At 39.5% G+C, this 16,799-nt stretch carries 9 protein-coding genes; 3 read left to right on the forward strand and 6 right to left on the reverse strand.

What is annotated here, in order from left to right:
- Positions 1-727: 727 nt before the first annotated feature.
- The 4 genes from AC106S_RS05100 to AC106S_RS05115 form a co-directional block, all read right to left on the reverse strand.
- Positions 728-5,296 carry a TonB-dependent receptor plug domain-containing protein gene (locus tag AC106S_RS05100; RefSeq protein ID WP_482438000.1) on the reverse strand — a complete coding sequence of 1,523 codons (4,569 nt, stop codon included), beginning with the start codon at positions 5,294-5,296 and terminating at the stop codon, positions 728-730.
- Between the two features lie 3 nt (positions 5,297-5,299).
- On the reverse strand, positions 5,300-8,068 hold the full coding sequence (locus AC106S_RS05105; protein ID WP_482438001.1) for a TonB-dependent receptor: 2,769 nt from the start codon (positions 8,066-8,068) through the stop codon (positions 5,300-5,302).
- Between the two features lie 66 nt (positions 8,069-8,134).
- Complete coding sequence (locus AC106S_RS05110; protein WP_482438002.1) at positions 8,135-10,405, reverse strand: TonB-dependent receptor plug domain-containing protein; 2,271 nt, start codon at positions 10,403-10,405, stop codon at positions 8,135-8,137.
- Positions 10,406-10,417: 12 nt separating this feature from the next.
- Positions 10,418-10,936, reverse strand: coding sequence for an RNA polymerase sigma factor (locus tag AC106S_RS05115; protein ID WP_482438003.1), 519 nt, complete (start codon positions 10,934-10,936; stop codon positions 10,418-10,420).
- 145 nt (positions 10,937-11,081) lie between these two features.
- Here AC106S_RS05115 and AC106S_RS05120 point away from each other — a divergent pair, with 145 nt between their 5' ends.
- Together AC106S_RS05120 and AC106S_RS05125 are read left to right on the forward strand one after the other, a co-directional pair.
- The gene (locus AC106S_RS05120; protein WP_482438004.1) at positions 11,082-12,284 is read left to right on the forward strand and encodes a C1 family peptidase; all 1,203 of its coding nucleotides are present in this window, start codon (positions 11,082-11,084) and stop codon (positions 12,282-12,284) included.
- Positions 12,285-12,657: 373 nt separating this feature from the next.
- A complete protein-coding gene (locus tag AC106S_RS05125) occupies positions 12,658-13,575 on the forward strand; it encodes a T9SS type A sorting domain-containing protein (RefSeq protein ID WP_482438005.1) in 918 nt (305 codons plus the stop codon).
- Between the two features lie 211 nt (positions 13,576-13,786).
- Here AC106S_RS05125 and AC106S_RS05130 read toward each other — a convergent pair whose 3' ends face one another.
- A complete protein-coding gene (locus AC106S_RS05130) occupies positions 13,787-14,848 on the reverse strand; it encodes an NADH:flavin oxidoreductase (RefSeq protein WP_482438006.1) in 1,062 nt (353 codons plus the stop codon).
- 175 nt (positions 14,849-15,023) lie between these two features.
- Here AC106S_RS05130 and AC106S_RS05135 point away from each other — a divergent pair, with 175 nt between their 5' ends.
- Positions 15,024-15,419, forward strand: coding sequence for a winged helix-turn-helix transcriptional regulator (locus tag AC106S_RS05135; RefSeq protein ID WP_482438007.1), 396 nt, complete (start codon positions 15,024-15,026; stop codon positions 15,417-15,419).
- Between the two features lie 563 nt (positions 15,420-15,982).
- Here AC106S_RS05135 and AC106S_RS05140 read toward each other — a convergent pair.
- Positions 15,983-16,744 (reverse strand): methyltransferase domain-containing protein, encoded by a 762-nt coding sequence (locus AC106S_RS05140; RefSeq protein ID WP_482438008.1) that lies wholly within the window; start codon positions 16,742-16,744, stop codon positions 15,983-15,985.
- Positions 16,745-16,799: the final 55 nt, after the last annotated feature.

Genomic DNA, 16,799 nt, shown 5'->3' on the forward strand with positions numbered 1-16,799 from the left:
TTTTAAAAGATTCTTAGCGCCTGTTGCGTTGATCCAACAACATCTATCAAAAATCTGTGCCTTCTGTCATCTGTGGGAAATAAAACTTTTGGATATTAATATTCGGGGTTGGAGAAACGCAACGACACAAGGGATTTAAGCCATTATGCTGTTTTTAAGACGCAAAAAAAATCAAAGATTTTTAGCAACGATTTTATTATGCCCTCAAATTCTTTTATGATGAAATAAAGATCTGCATAATCTGCAAAATTTGCGAGAGAATAAAAATAGAACCTCTGCTAAGTGCTAACGCCCTTGCACCTTAAAAGCATCTCTATTTTAAAAGATTCTTAGTGCCTGTTGCGTTGATCCAACAACATCTATCAAAAATCTGTGCCTTCTGTCATCTGTGGGAAATAAAACTTTTGGATAGTAATATTCGGGGTTGGAGAAACGCAACGATACAAGGGATTTAAGCCATTATTCTGTTTTTAAGACGCAAAAAAAATCAAAGATTTTTAGCAACGATTTTATTATGCCCTCAAATTCTTTTATGATGAAATAAAGATCTGCATAATCTGCAAAATTTGCGAGAGAATAAAAATAGAACCTCTGCTAAGTGCTAACGCCCTTGCGCCTTAAAAGCATCTCTATTTTAAAAGATTCTTAGCGCCTGTTGCGTTGATCCAACAACATTTAAAAATCCCGGATTTTACGAACCGGGATTATCATATTTTTTCACTTAGTTTTAATATTCAATTTTTGCCGTTATCCCCTGATTCCAGAATTTGGATTCCGGCATATAATACATATAGACATTGCTGGATTTTCCGGTATACTCCCCTGCGAATTCCACTTTCAGGTCCAGGTTGACGACTTTGGTTTCCCCTGCATCAAAATGTTCCCAGTACAGCACCAGATAATTATCGAAAATCTCATAATAAGAGATCTGCTTTTTATCGATAAGATCTTTCAGCAGGGCATTCTGTAAGGTCAGTCCGGCAGGGATACCGATTTTTGCAGTAACCATCGGCAGAGGTCCGTTGATCTTATTTTTAACGCTCACGGTCATTCTGCCGGTCTCTCCTACTTTTAAAATACCCGGTTTCAATCTTGTTTCCAGGGTTACCGGAATGTCTTTACTTTCAGGAGCCTGAAGGGTGTGATATTCATATTCAAGCTTGTAAGGCAGTCCTTTCTGAATTGAACCTTCATATTCTATTTTAATTTCATTCTGTCCGGTTTTATAGGCTGAGGCCAGGCTCAGATCCGGTTTTACTTTTGCACCGTTGATGGTAATAACCGGTTTCTGTTTACCGTATAGTTTTTCATTTTTTGCAAAGAAACCGGATAAAGTTTCCATAGCAAGTGCCGTAGCCTGTGTAGATCCGAAGCCGTAATATCCGTTGTAATTTACAAGCTTATCAACAGCTTCAGCAATTTTCAGTTCATTCTGTTTTTCGTCTTTCTGCAAAGCCATGATGTACAGCGATAAAGTTTCTGCTTTGGCGGAAAAACCTCCTGAACCGGTGAAAGTGATTTCGGTTTTCATCTTATCATTTTCATACTGCCTGTTCAGAAGGGTTATCAGTTCCTGATAATCACTTTCTTTATTAAGCTGGGCTGCCGTATTGGCCATTAAAGCCAGCTGGTACGAATCCTGAGTCGATTTTGCTTTATCCAGTGCTGTTTTATAAGCCTGATCCAGCCCTTCTTTTATTCCTGATTTAGAAAGTGCATAGATCACATACAGATTCCTGGACCATGCATGTTCATTAAAAGGACGCTGCATTTCATAGCTTTTCCTTACTTCGAAAGTTCCGTTCTGATTTTTCCTGGATAAAATAAAAGAAGTCAGGTTCTGTATGATTCTCTGATCAACAGGAACGTATTTTTTCAGATCGTTGAATTCCAGCAGGGCAAACGCAGATACTGCAGCATCAGATTCCGAAGAATTGAAATATCCGAAACCGCCTTCTTTTCCTTTATAGGCAAGCATTTTCTGAAAGCCTTTCCTCATATTTCTTACTACTAAAGCTTCAGTTTCCGGGGTAATTCTTTTGATGGTTCTCAGATAATCAAGAATAAAGATATTGGGATATACGGTTGATGAGAGCTGCTCAAAACATCCGTAAGGTTCACGCTTCAGCCTTTCAAGATCTTCAAACAACTGGAGAGCTGTATTTTCAAAGACCGTATAGGAAGAAGAAAGGCTTCCGTTGATGTAATCGGGAATGTCGGGCTTTATATTTTCCACTTTATTGCTGATCAGGGCATAATGATGCGGAAATCCTTTTTCTTCCACATTCAAAGAAAAAATTGCTGTTTCCCTGAAATCTCCGGACTGTACGGCAAACTGGATATTGGAACTGATGACCTCATCCGTCTGCATTCTGACCAGCATTCTTCCGGACTCCAGCGGTTTTAAAGTAATAATACTGTCAAATTCTATTAATCGAACCCTATTCGGAACAATAACATCCAGCTTCATTTTCCGGGTTTCGGACGAATTGTTTTTTATCACAACAGGAATGGTCATCTGGTCTGTTCTTGTAAGGTATTGCGGAATTTTCGCATCAATGGCAATCAGGCTCTGCACAGCGTAGGTGGTTTCATTCCTCCCGATCTGCCCTGTTCCGGAAATCCCTTCTGTTATGATCCTGAATGCTGAATTAGCATCAGAATTATAAAATTCAACTTTGGCTTTTCCGTTCTTATCGGTTTCCACTACCGGATTCCAATACAGAGTTTCCCGGTAATCAAAACGGTAAGAGGTATTGGTATTTCTGTAAACAGGATAGGAAAAATTTCTGCTGTACGAATAAGACAAAAGGCTGTCTCCCGGAACAGCCATTACTGCATAATAGGTTTTCGGGGTAACATCAACATTAAGTCCTGATCTTCTATTGCTTAAAGAATTGATAATCACCACCCCATTTACAGCCCGGCTTCCATAAACAGAGGTTGCCACAGCATCCTTCAGGATGGTTATATTGCTGATGTCATCAGGATTAATAACCGCTTTAAAATTCTCCACCGGCACTCCGTCTACAATAAACAGAGGGGTTTTATTTGAGATTGAGGCCGTTCCTCTGATCAGAATGTTACCTGCAATGCCAGGCTGTCCGTTTGAAGGGCTTATAGCCAGTCCTGCTACTTTACCGTTCAAAACAGAAGCAAGATCCGGATTCTGTAATTCTTCTGCTTTTGCAGTAGTTGCAGCTGCTGTAAGATCCTTTTTTTTCATCATACTATACCCAACTATAACGACTTCTTCAATTCTGGCATTGGCCGAATCTCTCACGGTCCTTCTGCTTCCCGCTCTGGAAGGTCTTTCCCTCTGATCTCCGGAAGTCTGTTTTGAAGTTTCAGTGTTCGTCTGTTCTGGCTGGGGTTCTGCCTTCAGCTTTATGGTTCCGGCTTCTTTCAGGGCTTCTTTTACAATCTCATCTACATTGATGTTATTCAGGGATTTTTTTGCCAGAGGATTCACAGCGAGCCTGTAAGACAAAATCCTGATCTTCACCTTCTGTTTCGGCTGAAAAGATTTGGCAATAAGCTTATAGTCATACGATTGTTTAAGATCTGAAAAATAAAAAGTCCCTTCGTCTGAAGTTTCCTGTTTCAGCACCTTGTTTCCTTCCAGCAGATAGATGTCTGCTTTCACAGGATTTCCTTTTTCATCTTCTACAATTCCATAAACAGGATTCTTTTTTTCGGGAAGGTATTTGTATTTCTGATTTTTAATTATTTCCGGAACCAGCTCAAAATACCGGTATCCGTTGGTAAGCATTACCAGATCAAGACTTTTCTTTGCTTTTTCTTCTTTTTTATCGAAATAGAACTGAGGTTTTTCTATTTTTCCTTTCAGCTCGGAATCCATCAGAAGCCACGAAAGGATATGATTCTGCTTGTCATCTGCATACGTCCATAGCTTATCATCCACCACGCTCATCGCAAGATTGGCAGGAACCGGTTTTCCGTTGCTGTCAGTAGTTTCAATATCCAGAACTACTTTTTCCCTCGGAAGGTAATGTTTCTTTACCGGTTTTATTTTAACGTTCATCTGCCGGTCTTCATTGGTAAAAACGATACGTTCTGCAAGAGGTTTTTCTCCTTCGGAAACTGTAAATCTGATGATGCCGGCCGGAAGTTCATTTTCCGGGATTTCAAAACGGTTGGGTCCTTTCTGCAGGGAAAACGACTGACTGTAAATCTCTTTTTCGCGGAAACTGCCTTTCACCACAACATTTCTGTGATCTGTGGAAGTCATGGTGAAATAGATCTTCTGATGATCTTTTATGATGTTGAAAACAACACCTTCATCCTGAGCTTCCGGAAGCGGATACGTCTGTGAAATATTCTCAGGTCTGATCACTTTTGCATAGTAGACCTGGCTTTTTTCAGGGGTTAAAACGAAACTTCCCATCCCGAAGTTGTAGGCAGAAGTTTCAGCGACTTTCTGGTGACTCCGGTTATAGATTTCAAGTACGGCATCGACAGGTTTTTCAAATTCATCTATAATTTTGAACGCTATATTCTGTTCTGTTCCATTGATGAAAGTTCCTCCTTCCGGCATGAATTTCACATCTAGCTTATTGAGAACAACCGGAATATTTCTTGATATGGATTCTGTAAACCCGTCAAAAATCACTTTGATACTCAGGAGTGCATCTGATGATGTTAAAACTTTGGGAAGATTAAAATTCAGCTGTTTTTTTCCTTCCTTATCTGTTATCAGGCTGCCTTCCGTCACTTTTTCTCCGTTGTGCATCACGGTGTAATACGCTTCATAGAAAGGAATTGGCAGGTTGGCAAGACTCCGCATTGAAAAATCGGCAGTTACCTCATCTCCTGCTCCGTATCCTTTTTTAGGGAAATCGAGCTTCATCAGAATTCTCGGTGAAACCACTTTCTGAAGGGTAATTTCTTTTTCAAAGACATTTTTTCCCTCTTCATTCTGCATCCAGCCTGTAAAAGCCCTGATTTTGTAAATTCCACCCTTCATATCTTCACTGAAATGGAAATATCCTTCTGACCAGCCGTTGGTAATTTCGTACTTATTTTTTGAAATGACGCTTCCGGACGGATCAATCAGTTCAAAATTCACCACCCGGCTCTGGTCTGCGGGAAGATTGTTTTCTGCCTGCACCGTGTAGATTTTAAAATACATCGTCTCACCGGGTTTATAAAAAACATGGCTGGTCTGTATATACGTTTTTTCTTTTTCGAAATCTTTAAACTGCTTCTGTGCTTTCAAATCCATTGAAAACAGAGCGATGAGCAGTACAATATAGGCGGTAAATCTGAAATTCATACTTTAAAATTGAAATGAAACCATACATCCGAAAGTCTTGTAGGAAGGGAGATTAAAGAAATCAAGGCCTTTTCCGTTATTCAGATCATAAAAGTTCTGATTAGGATCTGCTCCCTTACTGGCCTGCCAAAGCAGAATATTATTTACATAAAGCGTTACGCCAAGTCCTCTTCTAAACCGTCCGATATCGAACTTTCCGGTTAACGAGATGTTATTGATCCTGATGTAATCTGCTTCCTGAACATAGTCTTCCGCTACCCCCAGATAACCGTACCTCGTCCACCGGTTCTCTGAAACATTCTGCCCTGGATCATAGAAATCCACCGGGATCTGATTGGCTGTTCCTCCTTCATTCACTCCCTGAAAGACATAATTTTTGATGTTCCTGTCTTCTCCTGAGCTTTGGGAACGTCCGTAATAATCCAGTACGGCCTGGGTTCCGTTCCATATCTGACCTCCTTTTTTCCATTCCCAGTTGATATCCAGTGTCAGCATTTTATAATTGAGGGTATGGTTGAATTTCATCACAAAATCGGGCGTAGGATCGGCAATAATTTTCAGTCCATCTGCTTTTTGGGGATACCCGAATTCATCAATAACCAGCTCTCCCGCAGCGTTTCTTTCAAAATAGCTTCCCTTTACCGCACCCAGAACCTCACCTTCCGACAATGTCTTGTAAATATCCCTGAATCCGGAAACAGCTAATCCGTTATAGCCGGGATTTACTCTGTCTACAACATCTTTATACTTAAAAAAGGAAGCTTTATTCGTCATCTTAAAATCTGTTCCCAGGTAAAGGTTGTTGTATTCAGCATTGATTTCAAAGCCGCTATAAGTGTGGTCTGCCATATTTTTAAGCAGCAGTCTGTTGTTTTCAAAAACCGGGAATACGTCATCCGTTATTTTCCGGTTAAAATACTCTGCTTCAATATTCAGCCAGCGATTCACTTCATAAAAAGCTCCTATTTTTCCTTCCCTGCTGTTGATATTGGAAAGATTACGGAATGTATCTGCTTCAAGCACCGGGAAATACAGATAGGCATTCTGTGCATTCAGGGTTGTGGTAGCATAGGAAGCATAAGATCCTGTGATTTCCGGCTCTGAACTCAGCTGGGTGTAACTTCCGATAATTTTAAAGTTGGCATTGTGCCAGTCAAAGACATTATCAAATGACAGATAACCTCCCAGCTTTGGAAGCCAATAGTTATTCCGGACTGAAGTGTTTGATATGTAGAAAGCATTTCCCACATTAAATCCTGCCTTGAAGTCCCGGTATCCGCTATCGTAATCGAATTTATAATTCAGAATATAATCCTGTGAAGTTCTCTGATACGCATAGGCTGTCCGGGTAAGGCTATTGTATACACCGGACTCTCTGTTATTCAGAATAAAATTAAAATTTAATACGCTTTTATGACGGTAGTCTCCCAGAGAATATGCCCCCTGAACACTGGAGTAATACAGTCTGTTTTTCTGTTCCCTGCTGTTATAGACCCCATTTACAAAGCCATATGTGGAAGGTTTGTAAAGATCAGTATTTTTGAAAGCATCATTTTCATAAGTCTGACTGATATTCAGTTTCCATTTATTCCAGTTTCTTGACAAATCAAAACTGAACTGTCTTCTCTGATCCCTGTAATTGTACTTATCGTTCTGGTCCAACAAAAAATAAGGATTGTCAGCCGACTGCCCGTAGCTTCTTTGGGATCCGTCCGGAAACAAACTGCTCTGAGTGTTCGAGAAAGAAACCGGAGTCAGGAGTGAATTCTGATAAACCCTGTTGTAAAGGCCTATCCGGTTTGAATTCACGGCTTTATTATCGTCATAACTGAAACCAAAATTCAGATAAAATTTAAGAATGTCTGTATTCAGTTTGGTTTTGAATGAGTTAGAAACATGATACTGATCTGCAAAATACATCATGTCTTTCTGCTGACCCAGATCGACGGACAAACGTAATTTTTCGTAATATCCTCTTTTCAGGGTGGTACCCAGCCTCAGCTGGTTATTATACCCGGCCACTGTTTTGAAAATATCATTACGATAGGCTTTTGCAGGGGAAGTTCCGTCGGCCAAAGGAATCAGTCTTCCGTTCACATCATACGGATAGGGCTGATGATCATATCCCAACGAAGAAATATCAGGACCAAAGCTGAACATTTCCCCTGTTTCAGGACCTCTCCATATCAGCTGTCCGCTTTCTGAACGCCCCTGTACATAACGTTTTTGGGTGTCCGGAACTGAATTTCTGCTTTTAATATCAAAGGATGTGGTAAAGCTCCCATTAAAGACAAGATATTTTTCCGGCAGGCTCTTTATTTCGTATGAATTTTCGTCTGTCTTTTTAATCCTTCTTACCTTAGACGAAGAATTTCCTGAATTGTAATCTCCATAGGCGAATTCTTCCGAATTCTCCAGACTGAACTCATCTTTATGTTCTTTGGTAACCAGGCTGTCATAAGCCCCGCTTGTGATATTTCTGACGTTTTCGCTGTCAGTCTGATTTTCTAAAATCTTTTTAAGTTCCCGGGCACTGCGTACGACCAGCCAGCTTTTACCGTTGTTCCAGGTGAGAGTATCATTTTCTTTAGCTTCAATAATGGCAAATCCTCTATCATCTGTAAGTTCATAAACTCCGTTATTTTTATTGTGAACCTTTAAAAAATTCTTCGGATTATCTTTCAGGTCCAAAAATCTGCCTGAATAATAGGTATTTTGTGAAAACAAAAAGTTAGCCGCCAATGGCAGCAGTGTCAGATAAATTTTCTTCATACATGGTTATCTGTTTAAAAGTAAAGAAAAAAAAGAAATCTCCGAAGAAATTTCTTTTTTTTGGCATTAATTTTTAATCACTTTAAAAGTTTCCCAGCGGTCACTGAACCTCATTCTTATCAGATAAATGCTTTGGGGATATGCCGTGATGTCAATCGTGTTTTTACCTTCTACCAGTTTTTCTTTCCTCATGATGATCTTACCCGCCAGATCATACACAAACAGTTCATCTATTGTCTTTGGAGACTTTATATTAATGAGCCCTTTGGTAGGATTCGGGAATAGGGTTACTTTGGTTTCTTCCTGATTATTAGCTTCTGTTTCCAGTTTTTTATTCAGGTTCTGGTTTGTAATTCCGTCATTACATTCCGGGAGGGTTGCCCGCTGAAGGATCAGTCTCAGGAGCAGGGCGTTCAGCTTTTCTACTTCGTAGGAGTCAATCGTCGGTTTTATGTGATGGTTTCCTATTCCGCTGTCGTTGGTGAGGAAAGTATAGGTTCCGTTGGTCATCAGGGCAAATGTTCTCATCAGGTACTCGGTCTGCTTGTCGGTATCACTTGCTGCGAGAGGGATAATGGTAATTCCTTTTTGAGCAGCGGCCTTTATTTTTTCATAAAGAATGGCGATATTCTCATCAGAACGGTGCGGTGGGGCATCCAGGATCAGAAACATTATTTTTGCCGAATTTCCGCTGCTCCATTTCAGTTCGTCCACAGAAACCTGTAATGCTTCCACTACTGCTTCCGGGGTATCTCCTCCTCCGGCTGCTTTCTGTTTTTTTATAAAGCTGATCAGGTCTTCTGCATTTTCGGAAAAATCAAATTTGCGGGTTACATATTCGTCTCCTTTATCTCTGTAAAAAACAGATCCGTATCTTACGCTGGTATTTTTCAGGTTTCCTTCCACTTTTTTCAGTACATCCAGCAGTTCAGACTGCAGATAGGAAATTTCATCTCCCATAGAACCGGTAGCATCTACTACGAAGGCAATATCCAGATTTCTTCTGATCAGGCAGGGCTTATCCAGCATAATGAGGTTCTGCCCGTTCTTAAACTCCCTGATGTTGGTGCTGACCGTTTGTCCCGAACCGTCTGTCAGTGAATATTTTCCTGAAAAATCCCCGTCTCCTGTCATAGGGCTGATCCAGAGTTCTGCATTTCCCAGATTATCGGAAACGGCTTCCCAGATCACTTCTTTTTTATTATTCAGAAGCTTTATTCTTTCTCCTATCACTGGTTTTCTGTTTTTATTGACCAGCTGAACAGAGACTCTTCTGTCCGGGAAGAACTTCCAGCTGTTTTTATATTCATCAAGTGCAGGAACAGCAATATCCTTCCAGTATTCCCATTTGGAAAAATCATTGATTTCTCCTGCGGTCAGCTGACCTGCTTTCGGAAGTTTTTTTTCCGGCTCAGGTTCCTTCTCTTTTTCAGGGGGAAGTTCTTTAATTTTCTTTAGATCGGATTCGGAAAGGCCTTTTAAAGTTGTAATGACCACTACTCCTCCACTGGCTTTGCTTCCGTATAAAGAAGTGGCTTCAAATCCTTTTAGAACTCTGAATTCTTTGATATTTCTGGTATCCAGAACATTCAGTATTCCGGAACCCGCATCTGTTACCGTGCCATCTATTACATAGAGTGGAGATTTCACAGTTCCAAGACTGCCGGCTCCTCTGATCCTGATTGCGCCATCGTTATAATCTCCAGGCAAAACAGATACCCCGGCTACTCTTCCGCTTAGGGCAGAGGAAACACTCACATCTGATGAGGCGATTAAAGCACTTGATGAAGTGGTGACTGCGGCAGCCTTTTTCATTCCATATCCTATCATGACTACCTCATCTATACTTTTTTCTTTCAGAGTATCACTTCCAATCCGGGAAACCCTATGTTCTTCATCTATTTTCGGAGGTACCGGCAGATTACAGGAAACGGGAGGAATAAACGGTTCCGGTACTGCTATCGGCTTATATGCTAAAACAGGAGGTTCAATTCCTTTTATTTCTTTCTGAATATTAGCCTTTACCGTACTGTCTGTCTTCTGAATATCAGTTCCGGAAGGTTTTTCTTTTATATTTTCTGCAATCACAGGCTGTGAAGGGAGAACCATAGCGGTATCTTTTTTATTCAGAAAATAAAAGGCTCCCAGACCGAGGATCAGGCTGGCTGCAATTCCATAGGGAAACCATGCCGGGATAATTTTCTTGCGGCTGTCTTTTTTATCCAGTTTTTCTTCCACTTCTGCCCAGACTTTTTCAAAACCAGGAAATCCCGCAGGTTCTTCTGAAAGCTTTGAAGCATCATTGAATCTTTTATCTATATCGTGATTATTTTCCATTGTTTTTAAAGTTTAAATGTTTTGATTCACCAAAAGTTCCTGTAATTTTTTTCTCGCAAAATTGAGCTGGGATTTTGAAGTTCCTTCGCTTATGGAAAGCATGGAAGCAATTTCTTTATGCGGGTAACCTTCAATGGCAAAAAGGTTGAATATCGCCCGGCAGCCTTCAGGAAGGAAATTAAGCAGACTCAGAATATCTTTTTCAAAAGAGATATTTTCTGTCGCAGAACCCGATACTTCTGTAAAACCGTCATCAAGAGAAATGAATTGCGTTTTCCCTGCTCTCAGTTTCTGCAGACATTCATTCACGGCAATTTTTCTGGCCCATGCCTCAAAAGTTTCCAGGTTCTGAAGCTGGCTGAGCCTGGTGAATATTTTGTAGAAGGTATCTGCCAATACTTCTTCAATATCTTCATCATTTTTCAGGTAGCGCCTGCAGACTGAATACAGCCTGCCCGCCATTGTCTCGTAAACTTTCCGCTGTGCACTTCGGCTGTTACGCTGGCATTCTATTAGTAATTCTCTTTCCATAGTCTGGCTTTATACTGTTATAGATGCATACAAATTGAGATTGGTTGGAAACATATCAACTTTTTTTCATTTCAAATTTAACTTTTCCCTCTGTAACAAATCTTTAATATGAACGACTATTCATATAAATAATCTTTTTATAGTAATGAAAAATAACAAATTTGTGTCATTACTTTTTGTTTTGTCTGCAGGAAGTATGATGTTTGCCCAGGATGATTTGATCAACAAACTAAAAAACAATCACTCTCAAAATGCTAATTTTCAGTTCACCACGTTAAAAGACGTAGGAGCTACTTCGGTAAAAAATCAGGGTTCTTCGGGAACATGCTGGAGTTATTCGGGGAATTCCTTCCTTGAATCTGAAATGCAGAGAATGGGTAAAAAACCTGTAGATCTCGCTGAAATTTTCACCGCAAGAAATTCATACCACGATAAAGCCAAGTTATATGTACTGAACAGCGGAGCGATCAGCTGGGGTGACGGAGGGGAACTTCACGACGTAATCAATATGTACAAAAAATACGGCGCTGTACCTCAGGATGTATATACAGGACTGAAGCCGGGGCAGACCCTTAATAACTTTAAGGAAATGCAGGAAAAGCTTAAGCCTGTTCTTGACAGCCTTGTACAGGCAGGTTCAAAAGGAAAACTTACCGATAACTGGATGGATTCCGTGGATGCTATCCTGGATGAATACCTGGGAAAAGTTCCTGCTAATTTTACCTATGAAGGAAAAAATTACACGCCAAAAACTTTCGCTAAAGAAGTGGTGGGAATTAATCCTGAAGATTATGTAGAAATCTCTTCTTACAAAGATTATCCGTACTACCAGAAATTTGTAGTTCCGATCCCGGATAACTGGAGCCATGACTCCGACTGGAATGTTCCGATGAAAGATCTTACAGCTATTATTGACAATGCTGTAAATAAAGGATATTCTGTGGGTTGGGCTACTGATGTTTCCGAGCCTTATTTCTCCTATAAAAACGGAGTAGCTTATGTTCCGGACATGGATCTGGATCAGATCAATGCAGAAAACAAACAGTCTCTGTTTACCGAGCCTAAAAAAGATAAAACCATTACTGAAGATATGCGTCAGAAAGCTTTAAATAATCTTTCCACAACTGACGATCACGGCATGCATATTGTAGGATTGGCTAAAGACCAGACCGGAAAGGAATATTATATGGTGAAAAACTCATGGGGTGTAACCAATGATTTTGAAGGATACCTTTACGTTACAAGACCTTATGTTGAATATAAGTCTACCGCTATTCTGGTTCACAAGAATGCAGTTCCGAAAAATATTCTGAAGCAGTTGAAGCCTACCAAGAATATTGGTCTATAAACATAATCACTATTGCCGGCAACGGCAGTTTTAGATATTTAAATCTGTTAGTAATCCGCTCCGGAATGGGGCGGATTTTTTTATGACATCGTTACCTGTAATTAATTCTGCAAGAACCCTGAGAACCGTTTTTTATCATTCCTGACCGCCGCAGAACATTAATATTATTAAGGCTGTTACAATATCTGTATACGAATTGATACCGCCCAAAAAAATAATGTATATGAATTGTAATCGGTAAAGTTTGCATTCCTTCATTCATTTTTGAATTTTTGTACCCTATACAAATGGTGGTTCTGTGCAGGGTATCTCTATTATTCTGTTTGCGGTATAGCTTCTTTTAACTATCTACTATCAAAAAACAATATTTAACATGAAAAAAAATTATTCTTTAATTCTGATTTTCTGCTTTTTCTGGCCTGTAATACTGAAGGCACAAACACAAAGCATTTCTTTCGAATCTTCAGAAAGCTATATTAATGGACCTATTGACGGACAAAACGGATGGTCCGTTAGTGCTTTATCATCTCAATTTCCTGTAAATTCTGTAATTATTACCAACAGCCAGGCCTCAGATGGGACTTTTTCACTTAAAATGCCAAGTTCAGGCGAAATATATGAGGATGTTATTATATCCAAAGATGTTTCGGCTTATTATAATCCAGCAAATGATCATGAAATTTCTATGGACCTTTATATTACAGATCAGGCCATTGTTCAGTTTGCTATTAATGATGATCCGTCAAATACAGATACTTATTCCGCAGGAATTATCATTAATGAGCTGGGTTCCGTATCTGTTGTTGCCGATGGTGATATCATCAATAATGTTGCTACGTTTTCGAACAATACGTGGGTAAACTTCAAAATAACAGAAAAAAAATCGACTAATGTAATTGAGTATTATCTGGATAATAATTTGATCTATTCAGGCACTTTGGGAGCATATAATAATATAGGGGTTCTTAATTTTGATTTTTATGACGGTATAGCAGATCATTATGTGGATAATATAAAAATGACCAATATTTCTGCAACAATGTCTACTAAGGAATCATCAGGTCAGGCTGCTGTACAGATTTATCCTAACCCTGCGTCTGATAAAGTGAATATTAAAACGGTAGAAGATATAGAAAGTATTACTTTATACGACGTTAAAGGAAGTCTGATCCGTGATTTTGGCAAGCCTGGCTCTTCATCGGTTGATATTTCCAGCATCGTATCGGGAGATTATATTTTAAAAATCAAAACAAAAAAATCCCGGATTATAAAGAAGATTATAAAAAAATAAACAGACTGATGAACCTGCTACAATGGGAAACGGATACCAGGAATAATCAAACTGCGGCTTTCAGGAATTCCTGAAAGCCGCAGTTTTAAATAAATAGGTGAAAAATTAAATATAAAAATAAAGTGTATTGAAATTTTTAGTCAATCTTCGGTTTTTGCTGCGCAAATTAACGATGTGAATAAATGACAGCGAGGCAAATTCACCATTCACCTTAAAACAGTTTCCCCATGCTTTCTGCCGAAAAGTCCAGCAGTTCTTCCATATTTCCGTTTTTTATTTTCTGAACCCACTGATAGTCCTGAAGAATGGCACGTCCCACAGCCACCAGGTCAAATTCTTCTTTTTCAAGCCGGCGGGTCAGTTCTGTAAGATCTGTTTTTTCAGTTCCCTGTCCTGCAAATGCGTTAAGGAAATCACCTTTTAATCCCACTGAACCTACTGTGATCGTCGGCTGTCCGGTGATTTTTTTAGCCCAACCTGCAAAATTCAGATCTGAGCCTTCAAATTCCGGCTCCCAGAAACGGCGCTGTGAACAGTGAAAAATATCTACACCGGCTTCTTTTAGCGGTAAAAGCCAATCTTCCATTTCATTTGGAGTCTCCGCAATTCTGCTTTTATAATCCTGCTGTTTCCATTGGGAGAGACGCAAAATAATGGTAAAGTCCTCTCCTACTGCTGCTCTGATGGCCTTCACGACTTCTACGGCAAACCGGCTTCTTTCTTTAATGGTTTTTCCTCCATATTCGTCGGTTCTGGTATTGGTGACTTCCCAAAAGAACTGATCGATAAGATACCCGTGAGCGCCGTGGATCTCCAGACAGTCGAATCCAAGATCTTTAGCAGACCGGGCAGACGCTGCAAACTGGGCAATGGTATCCTGAATATCTTCCAGAGTCATTGTTGATGCTTTCTCCATTGGCATCAGGGGATAATCTTCAGCCATTCTGGTATCTCCTACATGCCAGATCTGAGGTCCCATTTTGCCGCCATGCTGATGAACGGCATTGATAACGTTTTTCCAGCCTGCCAATGCTTCATTTCCGTAAAAATCCGGAATATTCTGCAGGTTTTTAGAAGCCGGCCTGTTGATCACCGTACCTTCGGAAAGGATCAGTCCTACTTCCGATGCTGCTCTTCTGGCATAGTATTCTGCAATTTTAAGTGTAGGCACCCCGTTATCAGACTGTGCTCTGGTCATCGGAGCCATAACGATTCTGTTTTTAAGCTGTAAATTTTTATAGCTAAACGGTTTAAACAGTGATTCTGTACTCATTTTGTAATATTTTTTGCTAGTGCATTTTCAAATTGTTACACAAAGTAACTAATAATAGTTTGTTTTTGTATCTTTTATTGAAAAAATAGTGGTAACTTCGCGGTAACTTACAATAGTAACATTCAGGTAACATATGAAATCCCGGTTTCATATGGCTGAACAATAAAATATCTCTATGAAAAAGAATGAACTGATGCAGTACAGCTGCCCTCTTGGCAAGGCAATGTCTGCCCTGGGAAGCAAATGGAAACCCATCATTGTTCTTGTGATCAAGGACCGGAAGCTGCGTTTCGGGGAACTTGCGGTGCGGATCAATGTGATTTCAAGAAAGGTACTCACCGATCAACTTAGAGAAATGGAAGCCGATGGATTGATCATCCGTGAAGAATTCAAAGAGCTGCCTCCAAGAGTGGAATATTCTCTTACGGAAAAAGGACTGGCTTTGCTCCCTATTTTATATAAACTGGAGGAATGGGAAGCCCAATATCAGAATAAGGAAATGCAGTCTGAACACTGCAGTGTATTGAATAAAGAATCAGAAAAGATTAGTCTCGCTGATGCCGCAGATTGAGCAGATTTTTTGAAAAGCTGTTTAAACTTTTTTATTAAACCGCAAAAGTCACAAAAGTTTTATTTTAAAACACTTTAGTGATTTTCTAAGTTTAAATACTTTGTGCGTAGAAGTTCACATTAGCTATTTAAAAATCTACGATTTTTATTGTATACCAACCTAAAAGATCTGCTCAATGTGCAAGATCTGTGAGATTTAATTATTTATTCCTTGCTATTGAGCTGCCAAAATAATTTTTACCATCCGGGAAAATCTGTGGGATCAGTGGGAAAATATTTTTGCCGCCAATGCACGAATTAATGTACTGTTCATGTAAAAATATGAGAAAAAATCAACGCAAAGATGATTTACAGGCTACGTTAACTTTTAAATAAGCTAAGAGCAGAATCAACTCCGTTGATTCGATAAAGCTTTGACTGGCCTTCGGCTATTACAATCTTAGCCTACATAAGATCTGTGAGAGAAATTTCAGAGATTGGGAAGCTGGAAGGTGTAAATGTTTTCGGCAATTTTTTACAATTCAAACTTCATAATGCTCTCATTTATTTTCAATGGAAATAACTTCAATCATTTCTTATCACCAGCATATCCGCAAAAGGAGTGATCTTTTTATTTTCTGATATTTCCAGACCGGCGGAAGAAATGGCTTTTTCCCATTGTTTACGGCTTAGAAAATGAAAGGCTCCGATATTAAAGAAGATGAAATTGGTTACATCTCTGAACTGTTCCGAAATAATAATCAATCCTCCCTTTTTAACCACTCTTTTAGCTTCTTTAAAGAACAGAACCCTCCGGTCATGATCCAGTATTTCATGAACGGCAGTAACGGCAAGGATGATATCCTGGGAACCGTCTTCAAAAGGCAGCTTATCCGGTGATATTCTGATTTCTTTCTCATTGGGCGGAAACAGTTTTTTAGAAACATTTATTCCGCTTTCATGCTCATGCCTGTTACCGTAAATATCACAGACTGTTAGATGCAGATCCGGATATTTTTCTTCTAAATATCCCGATAGAGGATCAAAACTGGCATGAACTAAAACCGCGTGATCCGTTGCGTTCCAGTCTACAATACCTTTCAGATTATTCAGTTCATAAAGATCGGATTTGTCATAAAGAATATAGGATGCCGTAATAGATGCTATTATATTCAGAATAATGAGAACGCTGATTATTCTTAAAAACAGAACCCATTCCAGAGAATCAACCCGGAAAGACAGTATAAAAAGAATAAGGGAAATAATAGCTCCTAAAATGATTTTTCTGTAATTGAACAGGATAACCAGCCTGGTGATTTTCATGGAAACAGTTTTGTATTGATTCAAATGTAAGGATTTAAACGGAATTAAGGGCCAGGCAAAAATCACGATGCGTATACAG

The sequence above is a fragment of the Chryseobacterium sp. FR054 genome, from assembly GCF_056844565.1.